This is a genomic window from Kribbella antibiotica (assembly GCF_004349055.1).
GTDB classification, from domain to species: Bacteria; Actinomycetota; Actinomycetes; order Propionibacteriales; family Kribbellaceae; genus Kribbella; species Kribbella antibiotica.
The window spans coordinates 1-13,678 of the sequence record NZ_SMKX01000202.1 but is presented as its reverse complement, the minus strand read 5'-3'; the positions used below and the strand labels follow the sequence as shown (position 1 = coordinate 13,678).

At 67.4% G+C, this 13,678-nt stretch carries 13 protein-coding genes and 1 pseudogene; 4 read left to right on the top strand and 10 right to left on the bottom strand.

Features of this window, described 5'->3' with window-relative positions:
- The 4 genes and pseudogenes from E1263_RS38590 to E1263_RS38575 form a co-directional block, all read right to left on the bottom strand.
- Window positions 1-249: pseudogene (locus tag E1263_RS38590) on the bottom strand (aminotransferase class IV); the annotation flags it as partial.
- Between the two features lie 12 nt (window positions 250-261).
- Window positions 262-1,608, bottom strand: coding sequence for an aminodeoxychorismate synthase component I (gene pabB, locus E1263_RS38585; protein ID WP_202869263.1), 1,347 nt, complete (start codon window positions 1,606-1,608; stop codon window positions 262-264).
- 42 nt (window positions 1,609-1,650) lie between these two features.
- Window positions 1,651-2,427 (bottom strand): class I SAM-dependent methyltransferase, encoded by a 777-nt coding sequence (locus tag E1263_RS38580; RefSeq protein WP_132176747.1) that lies wholly within the window; start codon window positions 2,425-2,427, stop codon window positions 1,651-1,653.
- Window positions 2,428-2,510: 83 nt separating this feature from the next.
- Window positions 2,511-3,224, bottom strand: coding sequence for an iron-dependent transcriptional repressor DtxR (locus tag E1263_RS38575; RefSeq protein WP_132176745.1), 714 nt, complete (start codon window positions 3,222-3,224; stop codon window positions 2,511-2,513).
- Window positions 3,225-3,275: 51 nt separating this feature from the next.
- On the opposite strand from E1263_RS38575, the gene E1263_RS38570 reads away from it, so the two are divergent.
- From E1263_RS38570 to E1263_RS38555, 4 genes are all read left to right on the top strand, one after another.
- Complete coding sequence (locus tag E1263_RS38570; protein WP_202869262.1) at window positions 3,276-4,595, top strand: cryptochrome/photolyase family protein; 1,320 nt, start codon at window positions 3,276-3,278, stop codon at window positions 4,593-4,595.
- A gap of 70 nt (window positions 4,596-4,665) precedes the next feature.
- On the top strand, window positions 4,666-5,058 hold the full coding sequence (locus tag E1263_RS38565; protein ID WP_165956897.1) for a GntR family transcriptional regulator: 393 nt from the start codon (window positions 4,666-4,668) through the stop codon (window positions 5,056-5,058).
- On the top strand, window positions 5,055-5,933 hold the full coding sequence (locus E1263_RS38560) for an ABC transporter ATP-binding protein (RefSeq protein ID WP_132176741.1): 879 nt from the start codon (window positions 5,055-5,057) through the stop codon (window positions 5,931-5,933). The genes E1263_RS38565 and E1263_RS38560 overlap by 4 nt, the downstream gene beginning before the upstream one ends.
- Complete coding sequence (locus tag E1263_RS38555) at window positions 5,930-6,964, top strand: ABC-2 transporter permease (RefSeq protein WP_132176739.1); 1,035 nt, start codon at window positions 5,930-5,932, stop codon at window positions 6,962-6,964. The genes E1263_RS38560 and E1263_RS38555 overlap by 4 nt, the downstream gene beginning before the upstream one ends.
- Here the strand turns inward: E1263_RS38555 and E1263_RS38550 are convergent.
- The 6 genes from E1263_RS38550 to E1263_RS38525 form a co-directional block, all read right to left on the bottom strand.
- The gene (locus E1263_RS38550; protein WP_238161954.1) at window positions 6,930-8,186 is read right to left on the bottom strand and encodes an APC family permease; all 1,257 of its coding nucleotides are present in this window, start codon (window positions 8,184-8,186) and stop codon (window positions 6,930-6,932) included. The genes E1263_RS38555 and E1263_RS38550 overlap by 35 nt on opposite strands.
- 143 nt (window positions 8,187-8,329) lie before the next feature.
- Window positions 8,330-9,163 (bottom strand): class II fructose-bisphosphate aldolase, encoded by an 834-nt coding sequence (locus E1263_RS38545; RefSeq protein ID WP_132176737.1) that lies wholly within the window; start codon window positions 9,161-9,163, stop codon window positions 8,330-8,332.
- 8 nt (window positions 9,164-9,171) lie between these two features.
- Window positions 9,172-10,086, bottom strand: coding sequence for a 1-phosphofructokinase family hexose kinase (locus E1263_RS38540; protein WP_132176735.1), 915 nt, complete (start codon window positions 10,084-10,086; stop codon window positions 9,172-9,174).
- On the bottom strand, window positions 10,074-11,204 hold the full coding sequence (gene nagA, locus E1263_RS38535; protein ID WP_132176733.1) for an N-acetylglucosamine-6-phosphate deacetylase: 1,131 nt from the start codon (window positions 11,202-11,204) through the stop codon (window positions 10,074-10,076). Before nagA ends, E1263_RS38540 begins: the two co-directional genes overlap by 13 nt.
- Window positions 11,205-12,149: an ROK family protein gene (locus E1263_RS38530; RefSeq protein ID WP_238161953.1), complete on the bottom strand. Its 945-nt coding sequence runs from the start codon at window positions 12,147-12,149 to the stop codon at window positions 11,205-11,207.
- An 87-nt stretch (window positions 12,150-12,236) separates the two neighbouring features.
- Window positions 12,237-12,863, bottom strand: coding sequence for a TetR family transcriptional regulator (locus tag E1263_RS38525; protein WP_132176731.1), 627 nt, complete (start codon window positions 12,861-12,863; stop codon window positions 12,237-12,239).
- Between the last annotated feature and the right edge of the window lie 815 nt (window positions 12,864-13,678).

Here is a 13,678-nt window from a genome sequence, read left to right as displayed (position 1 = left end):
GGCTACTCGGACTCGGCCGCCGGTGGTGGGGGCTGGGCGGCGTTGGACGGCGAGTTCACCAGTGTCGTGGAGTTCGAAGCGGGGGAACCAGCGGCCGAAGCCGGGGAGACGGCTTACCTGCTGGTCCCAGTACGGCGCTGCGTCGACACCGGCCGCTGCGCACGAACCGACGAATCGGGCGCGGTGTAAGCCGATCCCCCGCACCGCGCCATCGCTGACCAGGAACGAATCCGCTACCTGCAATCCCATCTCCACCCCTAACTAACTAGCCCCGAGAGAATCGGCGCCGACCGTGGCCGTTGCCTTGAGCACCATTTCGTCGTATTCGGCGGCCGGCGTGGAGTCGAGCACGATCGCTCCCCCGGCGCCGATCACCGTTTCGTCCGGGGTCAGCACTGCGGTCCGGATCACCACGCTGAGGTCAGCGCGACCGTCCACCGTCAGATAACCCAGCGCCCCCGAATAGACCCCCCGCGCACTGAGCTCCAACTCGTCCAGCAGCTCCATCGTGCGGATCTTCGGCGCCCCCGTCATCGAGCCCGGCGGAAAACACGCCCGGACAGCATCAAGAACAGAGACGTCAGACCGGAGCCGCCCACGCACCGTGGTCACCAACTGGTGCACCGTCCGATACGTCTCGACCTGCATGAGCTGCGGGACCTGCACGGAGCCGGGTTCGCTGACTCGGCCGAGGTCGTTGCGGATCAGGTCGACGATCATCAGGTTCTCGGCGCGGGTCTTCTCGTCCTCGGCCAGCGCCTTCGCCGCCAACTGATCCTCGAACGGATCGAGGTCGCGCGGTGCCGTCCCCTTGATCGGGCGGCATTCGGCCCAGCCGTCCGCGTCCACGGTCAGGAATCGCTCCGGCGACGAGCTCGCCACGGCCAGGTCGCCGTACCGGAGGAAGGCCGCGTACGGCGCTGGGTTCGTGGCGCGCTGCCAGCAGAAGAAGCCGAACGGGTCGGGGACCGGTGGGAGCCGGACGCGGTTCGTCAGACAGACCTCGTAGGTCTCGCCGGCTTCGAGCGCGGTCATGCAGCGTTCGACAGCAGCCAGGTACGACGGCCTGTCGAGCTCAAGATGTGCTTCCAGGTCGAGGTCCGCGATCGCCGGTCGAGTCACACCGGTCATCGACCAGTCGGCGGCAGCCCGCTCGGCGCGGTCCAGCCACTCATCCCCGACATTCACGGCGACCAAGAACGTCAGGTCGCGATCGTGGTCGATCACGACAAAGCGGTCCGCCCAGATCCACAACGCATCCGGAGTCGCGGCGACATGGGCCGCCGTACCGCCGGTGAGTGCCTTCAGCTCGTAACCGAAGTAGCCGACATAGCCGCCGCTGAAATACCCGTCCAGCACAGCCGGGGGCTCGCCAGACCGGCCAGCGAGCAGCGCCGAGAGCTCAGCGAAAACGTCGCCATCGGCAACGGAGCGCACCAGTACCTCGGAACCCGTCCCGAGGACGGAGATGCGGCGGGCGGCGCGGTCGGTCAGGCTGCCGTCGAGCCAGAACGCGACCGGCTCAGCGGCCAGCAGCTCGCGGTAAACCGTCTCACCGTCGAGCGCCCGATCCAGGGTCCGTACGGACCAGCTCAGCGCAGCACCCACAAGCACACGCTACTGCCCCACGGTGCCTGACTCAGCAGACGGTCAACCCGCGAGAGCTGCCATTCCACGCATTGCGGTAATCCGGCGGATCGGGATCGCCACCTCGAGCCCGTCCTTGGACTCGGCGCGGTCCGCGAGCCACTCACTGGCGGTCTCGCGGCGGGCGTCCGGCGTACCGGGCAGGTAGAGCGCGTTCACCAGCCGACGGGCGTCGTCCGCACTGCGGATCGTGTAGACATACCGCTCGCGCTGGCTCTCCATCACGTTGAACCCAGCGTGCCGCAGCTTGTCCTTCAGCTCGGTGATCTCGCCACCGGCCGGGAACTGCGGCGTCGAGCGCAGTCGCGTCGTCAGCCCGCTCAGCGTCCGAATGTCACCGCGCCGCAGCGGCCGCACGGCGGGAACGATCGCGGCGAGCACTCCCCCGCGGCGCAGCACGCGCGCAGCCTCAGCCAGTACGTCGGGCAGCGGCTGGAGCACCATCAGCCCCATCGAGCACGTGACGACGTCGAAGACCTCGTTCGCGAACGGCAGGTGCAAGGCGTCGGCCTGGACCTTCGGACCGGGTGCGCCGGCGAGCTGAGCGGCGTTGTTGTCGACCCCAACCACCCACCGCCCGTACAGCTCCCGGGCGACCGGGCCGTTGCCGCAGGCGAGGTCTAGGACGCGCCGGGCCTCGCCGGAGACGGCACGGACCAGCCATCGGTACGGCGTATGGTCGCCGGCGGTGGCGCGGGACAACAGGGCTTCGGTGCTGCCCGGAGCCGCGGTGTGGAACTCCCGCAGGTACTCGGGCCAGTCGATGACGTTTTCGGACATTTCAGCGAGACGGTACCCGCTGAGCACTCGTCGTACCGCATCGAGTGCTCAGCGTTAACGTTCCTCTGACCTCAGCCGAGCGCTCAGACCAGGCTGACGAAGATGTGACCGGCGGTCTCGTCGCTGATCACACCACCGGCTTCGCGGCTGCCGACCAGGACGCCCTCGGCGTCCAGCGCCGAGTCGACCTCGCGGCCCGGCAGGGCACCGGCCTTCCGCAGGACGGACATCGCCTTGTCGTCGGTCTGCACCGGCTCGGCGATCCGCCGGACCAGGACCCGCACGGTCTGCCCGGTCGCCTGGTCCAGGACCTTGTCCAGCGGCTCGACGCCGATCCGGAAGTCCTCGATCCCGGAAGCCTGACCGCCGGTGAGCAACTCCTCCAGGCCCGGAATCGGGTTCCCGTACGGCGACTCGGTCGGGTTGTCGAGGATCTTCAGCAGCCGCAGCTCGACCGCGTCGCTCATCACGTGCTCCCAGCGGCAGGCCTCGGCGTGCACGTCCTCCCACTCGAGCCCGATCACGTCGACCAGCAGCCGCTCGGCCAGCCGGTGCTTGCGCATCACGCGCACGGCCTGCTTGCGGCCGACAGCGGTGAGCTCGAGGTGGCGGTCACCCTCGACCGTGACGAGACCGTCGCGCTCCATCCGGGCGACCGTCTGACTGACCGTCGGCCCGGACTGGTGCAGGCGTTCGGCGATCCGCGCGCGCAGCGGCAGGATGCCTTCTTCCTCAAGTTCGTAGACGGTCCGCAGGTACATCTCCGTGGTATCGATCAGCTCGCTCACGACAACCATTCTCGCTTATCAGGGCAAGTCTTCCCGAATTGCCACGGGTACTGGCCGAAGATGCCCGATGTGACAGCAATGATGTGGTTCCGTCGCGACCTGCGACTGACCGACAACCCAGCCCTTCTGGACGCCGTGCAGGCAGGTGACGGGAAGGTTCTTGGGGTGTTCGTCGTCGATCCCTTGTTATGGAAGCGATCCGGCGATCCGAGGCGTGAACACCTGGCCACCTCACTGCGCGCCCTCTCGAAAGCCATGGGCGGCCGGCTCGTCATCCGCAGCGGTGATCCGGTCGCCGTGATCCCCGCGCTGGCGAACGAGATCGGCGCGGCGAGTGTGCACATCAGCGCGGACTATGCGCCGTACGGACAAGCTCGTGATCAAGAAGTTGAAGCCGCATTGAAGTGTCCGCTGGTGACGACCGGTTCGCCGTACGCGATTGCTCCCGGACGCATCTTCAACCAGCAGGACCGGCCGTATCAGGTGTTCACGCCATACTTCCGGGCCTGGCTGGAGCACGGGTGGCGGCAACCAGTTGAGGCACCGAAGGACGTGCAGTGGGTCAAGGCCGAGAGCGAGGACCTACCAGCCGGCGAGGTTGAGAGAGCTGGCGAAGACGCGACCCGGAAGCACTGGCAGGCCTATCTCGACGACGTCTCCGAGTACGACGACGTGCGCGACCGGCCCGATCTCGACAGCACCTCGCGGATGTCGATCCCGTTGAAGTGGGGCGAGATCCACCCTCGCACAATGCTCGCCGACCTCGCCCAGAAGCGCTGCGCAGGCACAGAGTCCTACCGCCGCGAGCTCGCTTGGCGCGAGTTCTGCGCTGACCTGCTGGCCCGCAACCCGCAAGCCGCGTGGAAGCCGTTGCGCAGCGAGTTCGAGAAGATGGAGTACGACGAACCTGGCGACCAACTCGAAGCCTGGCAGCAGGGCCGGACCGGGTTCCCGTTCGTCGACGCCGGGATGCGTGAACTGGCCGGATCAGGCTTCATGCACAACCGGGTCCGCATGGTCGTCGCTTCGTTCCTGATCAAGGACCTGCACGTGCACTGGAAGTACGGCGCCCGCTGGTTCATGCAGTCCCTGTACGACGGCGATCTCGCGTCGAACTCACTCAACTGGCAATGGGTCGCCGGCTGTGGTGCGGACGCGTCGCCGTACTTCCGGATCTTCAACCCGATCACCCAAGGCATCAAGTTCGACCCGGCCGGCGAGTACGTCCGCCGCTGGATCCCCGAGCTGCGCGATCTCCCGGGCAAGGCCGCCCACGAACCGTGGAAACACGGCGGTGCGGACGGCTATCCCGAGCCGATCGTCGACCACGCCGAGGCCCGTCTCGAGTCGCTGCGGCGGTACGACGCCATCAAAAGCTGACCGGCAAGGCTTGACCGGCCCGAACTTCATACCCCTATAGTACTAGGTAACTAGATGAATGGGGTTGGAGATGATCGAGTTCCATCTGGACGGGCGGTCGGGGGTGTCGCCGTACCAGCAGATCGTTCAGCAGGTGCGCAATGCGCTCCGGCTCGGCCTGCTGCGGGAGGGGGACCAGCTACCGACCGTGAAGGACGTGGTCGCGGCGCTGGCGATCAACCCGAACACGGTACTCAAGGCCTACCGCGAGCTTGAGCACGAGGGCCTGGTGCAGGCCAAGCCCGGCCGCGGCACCTTCGTGACGCGCACCCTGACCGACAACACGCTCGCCGCCCACGGCCCGCTGCGCCAGGACCTGCGGCGCTGGCTCGGCAAAGCCCGCAAGGCCGGGCTGGACGACGAGAGCATCGAGGCGTTGTTCATCAACACCTTTCGGGCCGCCGCACACGAGGACATAGCGTGACCGCGGCGCTGCAGGCTCACGGCCTGGGCAAGAAGTACGGCCGCCGATGGGCGCTGACTGACTGCAATCTCGAGGTCCCGTCGGGGCATGTCGTCGGGCTGGTCGGGCCGAACGGTGCGGGTAAGAGCACGTTGCTCAACCTGTCGGTAGGAATGCTCACGCCGACCAGCGGATCGGTCGAGGTGCTCGGTGAACCGGCCGGCACTCAGCAGGCGAAGGTGGGGTATGTCGCTCAGGACACACCGACCTACAGCCGACTCAGCGTCGCCGACCACCTCAAGCTCGGCGCCCGGCTCAATCCGCAGTGGGACGAATCCCTTGCCCAGCAACGGATCCAGCGGCTCAGGCTGGATCCGAAGCAGCGGGCCGGGAAGTTGTCCGGCGGTCAGCGAGCCCAGTTGGCACTCACGCTCGGTCTGGCCAAGCGACCCGAGCTACTCATCCTCGACGAGCCAGTGGCCGCGCTCGATCCCTTGGCCCGCAGAGAGTTTCTGCAAGACCTGATGGAGGCAGTGGCCGAGCAGGAGCTCAGCGTCGTGCTGTCGTCGCACCTCGTTTCCGATGTCGAGCGCTCGTGCGACTACTTGGTCGTACTGGTCGATTCGCGGGTTCAGGTCAGTGGCGAGATCGACAGCCTGCTGGCGACACACCACCGGCTCACCGGCCCCCGTCGTACGGCGAAGGAACTGCCCAGCGATCAGTACGTCGTGACCGAGAGCCACACCGACCGGCAGTCCACGTTCCTGGTGCGCACCGAGCGGCCGATTCTCGATCCTGCCTGGTCTGTCACGCAGTTGACGCTCGAGGACTTGGTCCTGGCCTACATGGGCCGTGAGGTCCAGCCGGAACGTCCCGTTCTGGAGGTGCAGCGATGATCTGGCTGACCTGGCGGCAGTTCCGCGTCCAGTTCCTCGTGATCGCCGGGGTCGTGCTCGCGGCCGCCGTCGTACTGGCTGCGACCGGGCCCGGGCTGGCCGACGACTACCGGGCGTTCGCTGACAACTTCATCAAGAACCTCGGGTTCGCCCGGCTCAATCCGGTGCTCTACCAAGTCGGGCTCGCACTCCTGTACGCCGTACCGCCGATCATCGGCGCCTTTTGGGGTGCACCGTTGATCGCGCGGGAACTGGAGACCGGCACGCATCGACTGGCGTGGGGGCAGAGCATCTCGCGATGGCGCTGGCTGGCCACGAAGGTCGGCATCGGCGGTCTCGGCACGATCGCTCTGACCGGAGCGCTCAGCCTGGCCGTGACCTGGTGGTCGAGCCCGATCGACAAAGCGATCAACGCGGGCCAGGAGTCGAACTTCTACCTGCCGCGAATGTTCCCGGTCACCTTCTCCGGTCGCGGGCTGGTCCCGATCGGGTACGCGGTCTTCGCGTTCGCACTCGGGGTCGCCGTCGGCCTCGCCGTACGGCGGACTCTCGTCGCTCTCGCGATCACGCTGGCCGCGGTGATCCTGATCCAGGTGCTCGCGCCGTCGCTGATCCGGCCGCACCTGATGGCGCCGACCGACCAGAACATCGTCGCCTCCGCGGACAACCTTCGCGGCTTCATGATCAGCGGACCCGGTCCAGACGCACAGATCAAGGCGATCGAGGTGGCGATCAATGCTGTTGGCGGCTGGAAGCTGACCGACGAAACCGTCGACAAATCCGGCAAGGTCGCCACCTTGCCGCAATGGGCGATCGACTGCGAGCCGAACGGACCGAACCGGCAGGAGACCTCGACGAAAGCCGAAGCCTGCTTCCAGCGCCTGGCCGCCGAGGGCTACACCCAGCACGTCCGGTACTTCAGCGCCGACAAGTTCTGGGCGCTGCAGTGGCGAGAGTTCGGCTTGTTCTTCCTCCTGGCCCTCGCCCTGACCGGCTTCAGCTTCTGGCGGATCCGGCGCGACCTGTCCTGAGCTTCCGAACAAGAAGAGCCAAGCCCAGCAGTACGGCGGCCGCGCTGGCCGACCGCCAGGGCAAGGTGACCGCGAGACCGAGGCAACCCACCAGGCCGACCACGTTGATGGCTCGGGGCCAGCGACGTTGGTCGGCTGGTTGGGTGAACGCCGAGGCGTTGGCGATGGCGTAGTACAGCAAGACGCCGAACGAAGAGAAGCCGATCACGCCCCGAAGATCGGTGGTGAGGACCAGGACTCCGACGACGGCGGCGAGCGCGACCTCCGCCCGGTGCGGGACCTGGTACCGCGGATGGACGGCAGCCAGCCAACCGGGCAGGTCCCGGTTGCGGGCCATCGCCAAGGTGGTCCGGCCGATGCCGGTGATGAGCGCCAGCAGGGCGCCGAGGCTGGCCAACGCAGCACCGACTCTGACCACAGGAACCGCCCAGTGCGCTCCGGCGGCATCAACGCCGGCGTCCAGCGGCGCGGCACTGACTGCGGGGTCGACGACTCGCAGCAGCGATAGGCCGACGAGCAGGTACACCACGATCGCAATGGTCAGGGCGATCGTGATCGCCCGCGGGATGGTGCGCGCGGGCTCGCGCACCTCCTCCCCCATCGTCGCGATCCGCGCATATCCGGCGAAGGCGAAGAACAACAGCCCCGCTGCCTGCAGAACTCCATGCACGGAGGTCTCCGTGATGGGCGGCACATCCCTGGACGCGCCGCCGGCGCCGAGCAGCACCACGACGAGCGTCAGCACGAGCAGACTGCAGGTGACGAGGATCTTCGTCAGGCGAGCCGTCCTGGTCACACCGCGGTAGTTCACCGCCGCGAGGACCGCCACCGCCAGCAGCGCAAGCAGCCGCCGAGCCCATCCATCCACCGGTACGGCGTACGTGGCGAAGGTCAGCGCCATCGCGGCGCACGACGCGGTCTTGCCGATGACGAAACACCAGCCAGCCGCGAATCCCCACCACTCACCCAACCGCTCCCGGCCGTACACATAGGTGCCACCGGCAACCGGATAGACGGCTGCGAGCTGGGCGGACGACATGGCGTTGCAGTAGGCGACGACCGCAGCGAGCAGCAACCCGATCAGCAGCCCGGAGCCAGCGGCCTGCGCGGCAGGCTGCCAGACCGCGAACACCCCGGCGCCGACCATCGACCCGACGCCGATCGCCACGGCGTCGGTCAGACCGAGACGCCGCGCGAGGCCTGGCTGAGGTACGTCAGTCACCGGCCGTCATCGCCGCGGCGACCTTCTGCTGGTACGGGCGGATCTCCCCCACTCACTAACCTCCAGATCGACGGCCCAAGCAGCCGCCCCCGAGCGTGAACCGCACCAGCCGAGCACCGTTGATGAGTGGGGGCGGTCCGGCATCAGGCCTTCAGCAGGCCGAGCAGGCGTGCGACCTCGGCAGCGACTGCGTCTCGGGCCGGACCCAGGTACTTGCGGGTGTCGACGAGGGACGGGTTGTCCGTCAGGGTCTGCCGGACCGAGGCGGTGAAGACGTTGTTGAGGTGGGTGGCGATGTTGACCTTGGTCATGCCTGCCTCGACAGCGCGGGTCAGATCGGGGTCGGCAACACCCGAAGAACCATGCAGGACCAGCGGTACGGCGACCGCTGCGTGCAGCTCGGCAATGAGCGCGAAGTCGAGCGAGGCGGTGCGCTCGGTCATCGCATGCGAGGAGCCGACGGCAACAGCCAGGGCGTCGACACCGGTGGCCTCGGCGAAGGCGACTGCTTCGTCGGGGCGGGTGCGGGCGCCGGGGGCGTGCACGCCGTCCTTGCCGCCGACCTCGCCGATCTCGGCCTCGACGAAGACGCCGTGGTCGTGGCAGAACTTGGTGACCTCAGTGGTCGCGGCGACATTGTCGGCGTACTCGAGTTTCGAGGCGTCGTACATCACTGAGGTGAAGCCCAGCTGGACGGCCTCGGTGACGAGGTCGCGGTCCATCGCGTGGTCGAGGTGGACGACCACCGGGACGCTCGCGTCGGCCGCGGCGGCCAGGGTGGCAACGCCGATCGGCTTGAGCGAGCCGTGGTACTTGACCGCGTTCTCGCTGATCTGCAGCACGACCGGTGTACCGGCCTGCTCAGCACCGGCGATCAGCGCGATGGCGTGCTCCAGCTGAATGACATTGAAGGCGCCGACTCCGCGCCCTGCTTTGGCGGCGGCCAGTACAACCTCGGCTCCGGAAACCAACGGCATGATTGCTCCTATTCCACAGAAACTTGAGGTTGCCACCGGCGATAGGCGGCGAGGTCGATGTCTCCGGCAACCGGTGTCAGCACGGCGGCAGCGGAGGCGGCAACAGCAGACTTCAGTACGACGGACCAGTCAGGATCGGACGATTCCGCCACCGCGGCCGCGACAACCGCCGTACAGGCATCACCTGCTCCCGTTGGGTTTCCGCTGACGCGCTCGACGGGCAGCGCACGCCAGACACCCTTGTTGCTGGCAGCAACCATCCCGCGAGCTCCGTCGGTGATGACTGCCGCCGATGCCCCGCGGGCGACAAGCTCCCGGGCGCCGTCTTCAACCGTGGCGTCACCAACGGCTTCCCGCAGCTCGGCGGCGTTGGCGCGAACCACAGCACCAGCCTGCGCGGCCGCGATCAGCGCGTCCCCACCGGCGTCGATCACACTCAGTACGTCGTGATGCCGCGCCCGGACTGCGATCTCGGCGTAAGCATCCGCGGGCAACCCAGGAGGGATGCTGCCCGAACAAGCCAGCACACCAAGGCGTCCCCACGGCATCCGGTCGCCGAACGCGCGCCACTCGTCGGCCGTGATCGCCGGACCGGCTTCATTGAAGATCGTCGCATCACCGTCGACACCGTTGACGATGGCAACGGTTCGTCGGGTCTCCCCCGCGATCGGCGTCAGCAACGCGGTCAGCCCGGCATCGAACAGTTCAGCCGCAACGGCTTCACCAGTGACGCCACCGACGAAGCCGAGCACGAGCACCTGATGCCCGAGTGTGGCCGCAACCCTCGCGACGTTCACGCCCTTGCCGCCAGCCCTAGAGCGCACAGCGCCGACCCGGTGGCTACCGCCAACTACCAGCTCAGGAACGTCATACGTGACATCGAGCGCTAAGTTGAGAGTGACCGTGCCGATTAATCCAGCCATGCGCCGGCCCGCATTACCTTCTGGACGGTGTACTCATCATCCAGCAGGACGAGGTCCGCCCGACGACCCGTCTCGATCGCGCCGACGTCGTACCAGCCGAAGGCTTGCGCGGGGGTTGTCGAGGCCATCCGGGATGCGTCGACGAGCGAGGTCCCGGCCTTGACGGCGTTGCGGAAGGCAACATCCATGGTCAAGGTGCTGCCGGCAATCGAATGTGGGGGTTTCGCGAGCGTGGCCAGCCCGTCCTTGACGTCGACCTCGAGATTGCCGATCTTGTAGCTCCCGTTGCCCATCCCGGTCGCTTCCATCGCGTCCGTGATGAGTGCGATCCGGTGCACGCCGGCTGCGGCCAGCGCGACCCGCACGACCTGCGGATCCAGGTGCAGTCCGTCGTTGATCACCTCAAGCAGCAACCGCTCGTCGTTGATCGCAGCACCCACCGGACCAGGGTCGCGGTGGTGGAAGGGCCGCATCCCGTTGAAGAGATGCGTCGCAACCGTGGCGCCTGCGTCGGCACCCGCGATCATCTGCTCGTACGTCGCATCCGTGTGCCCGAGCGCGGCCACAGCGCCGGCGTCGACCACCTGGCGGATCGCGTCCAGGCCGTGCTCCAGCTCCGGTGCGATCGTCACCATCCGTACGGCGTCGCTCAGCACCTTGGCCACGTCATCCGCAACCGGGTCGCGCAGCAACGTCGGCTCGTGAGCACCGCAGCGAGCCTCCGACAGGAACGGTCCTTCGAGGTGCACGCCGTTGATGATGCCGTCGGTGACCAGGTCGGCCAGGCAGGCCGTCTGCGAGACCAGCAGGTCGAGCGGTCCGGTGACCAGGCTCGCCATGGTGGTCGTCGTACCGTGCTTGGCGTGGAAGGCCGCGACCTTGCGCGCTTCCTCGGGATCAGTCGTGGAGTACGACGATCCGCCGCCACCGTGCGTGTGGATGTCGACGAACCCGGGGACCACGGTCACGTCGCCGAGATCCTCAGGGCGTTTGCCGTCGGCCGGCATCCCGTCCGAGCGGCGGCCGTAGGCCAGGATGTCCTGATCGACGACCTGGATCCACGCGGCTTCCAGTACGTCGTCCGGCGTGACCAGGCGTCCCACCCGATAGGTCGTCATTTACGACTGCTCCTCGCTTGTGACTCGATCCCAGGCATACAGCGCGGCGCCGAGGCAGCCGGCTTCCTCCCCCAGCACGGCGGCCACGATCTCCGGCTCGCGCTGGAATGTCAGGCGTGCGTGCACCCCGTCGCGCAACGGCTGCAGCAGCGTCTCGCCCGCGCCGACCAGCCCGCCGCCGATCGCGATCCGCGTCGGCGCCAGCAGGGTGGTGTAGAGGACGAGCGCTTCGATCAGGACGGTCAGCGCGTCCTGCCAGACCTGCGCGGCGATCTCGTCACCGGCGGCGAGCAGCTCCATCACTTCGCGGGAGCCGTCCACGACGCGGCCTGCGCGAGCGGCGTACCGGCGGGCGATCGCTGCGGCCGAGGCGACTGTTTCGAGGCAGCCCCACTGACCGCAGGCGCACAGCTCGGCCGTCTCGCCGTGGATGAAGCGAGTGTGGCCGAGCTCGCCGGCGTACCCGTCGCCGCTGACCAGCCGGCCGTCGACCACCATGGCGGCGGCGATCCCGGTACCCAGCGGCAGGAAGAGTGAGTTGGTGGTCCCGGTGAGCGCTCCTTGGCGCAGCTCGGCGTACCCACCGGCCCGTACGTCGTGAGCCAGCACGATCGGCACGTCGTCGTCACCGACGGCAGCGATCAGCTCGGCTCGGACCGGCGTACCGGACCAGGCCAGGTTCTCGGCCACGACCGTGCCGGTCTCGGCGTCGATGATGCCAGGCACCACCACACCGATCGCCCGCACGCGGTGACCGTCCGCAGTCGCCTTCTGGCTGAGCTCCACGACGGTTTCCAGCAGTGTGTCGAGCACAGCGCGACCCCCGGCGGTCCGGGGAGTCGGCCTGGTCTCCCGATGCAGTACTGCACCGTCTGCGGCGACCAGGCCGCACTTCATCCGGGTTCCACCGAGATCGACGGCAACCACGACTTCACTGGGGTCCACGGAGCGCCATTATGCAGCGTTACCCGGTAGTCCGAACATCCATGAACATTCTCCGGACAAATGATCACTCCCCGTGGCGGCCTGACTTCAGGCCCGCAGACCCCGATCGAACGCCGCCACCAGGAACGCGATGAGGTTTTCGGCGAGCTTCCCGGGGTCCTCGAGCTCGACCCCACCAGGTGCCGGCGTGAGCGCCTGCGACTGGTGCAGAGCCAGCAGGCCGAGCATGTTCACATAGCCGAACGCGACCGCTTCGGGCGCCGAGTGCGGCAGCGCCAGCCGCAGCGCGGCCAGATACCGCGCCTCGATCGGATCCGACTCCGCGACGTACAGCTCGCGGATGCGCTGGCTCGGGTCGAACGCGATCCGTCCGATGAACCGCGCCACCACCGCTCCGCGCTCCCCACGGCGCAGAACCAGATCCAGCCCCGGCTCGACGAAGGCACGGATCAGCTGCTCGGCCGACGGTGTCCCGGCGGCCTCCAGCTGATCGAGCCGACGCCTGCGTTCGGTGTTGACCGGCGCCATCGCGCGCGCCACCGCCGCGCGCAGCAACGCTTCCTTGGAACCGAAGTGATAGTTGACCGCCGCGATGTTCGCCGCGGCCGCGACCGTGATCGCGCGCAGCGAGGTCCCCTCGTATCCTCCTTCGCCGAACCGCTGTTCGGCGACGTTGAGCAATCGTTCCCGGGTCGATTCGACCGGTGTCTCCACAGAGTTCTCCTTCCCCCCAGCCACCACTCGCGCAGGCACCCCACCTGCTCACGGGCCGTGACCTGCGCTCAGCATAGTTCAAACGATCGTTTGAATCAGAGGCCTCAGCTCGTCTAATTCCGAGAAATGCTCAGATTTCTCTGAATTCCGTGTTCTTCCCGCTCATCCCGCCCCTCACACCTCTGGATCGCTACGGACTACGGAGTCTCGAGAACCCGCTTGAAATACCTGTTCGACCCCACCAATCCGCCGCCCTTCCGGCCAATTCAGCCACTCTCCGTAACGCCCCGCCCGCACTCCGCGACACTCCTCGCCCCGCGCACCCCCGCCGTACCAACTTTGAGAACCCACCAACCACTTTTCGGGTCAGGGAATGGTTGGTAGGGGCCCAAAGATGAGGTTCGCGCCCAAAGGTGGGTCGCCGTGCTCGAAAGTGGCGGGCGTGCCTTTGGGCACCCAGGGGCACTTTGGGACCCCGGGCGCACTTTGAGAACCCACCAACCGTTTTTTGGCCGGGGAGATGGTTGATGGGGGCTCAAAGATGAGGCTCGTGCCCAAAGACGGGGTTCGTGCCCAAAGGTGGGTCGGCGTGTCTTTGGGCACCTACCAGCCACCCCGGGTGCACTTTGAGAAGCTATCGACCATTTTTTCGGGCGATGGATGGTTGGTGGGGGCTCAAAGATGGCTGGCGTGCTCAAAGGTGGGTTGGCGTGCTTGAAAGGCGCGGGCGTGCTCGAAGGTCGCGGGCGTGCTCGAAAGGCACGCCCGCCACTTTCGAGCACGGCGACCCACCTTTGGGCGCGAACCTCATCTTC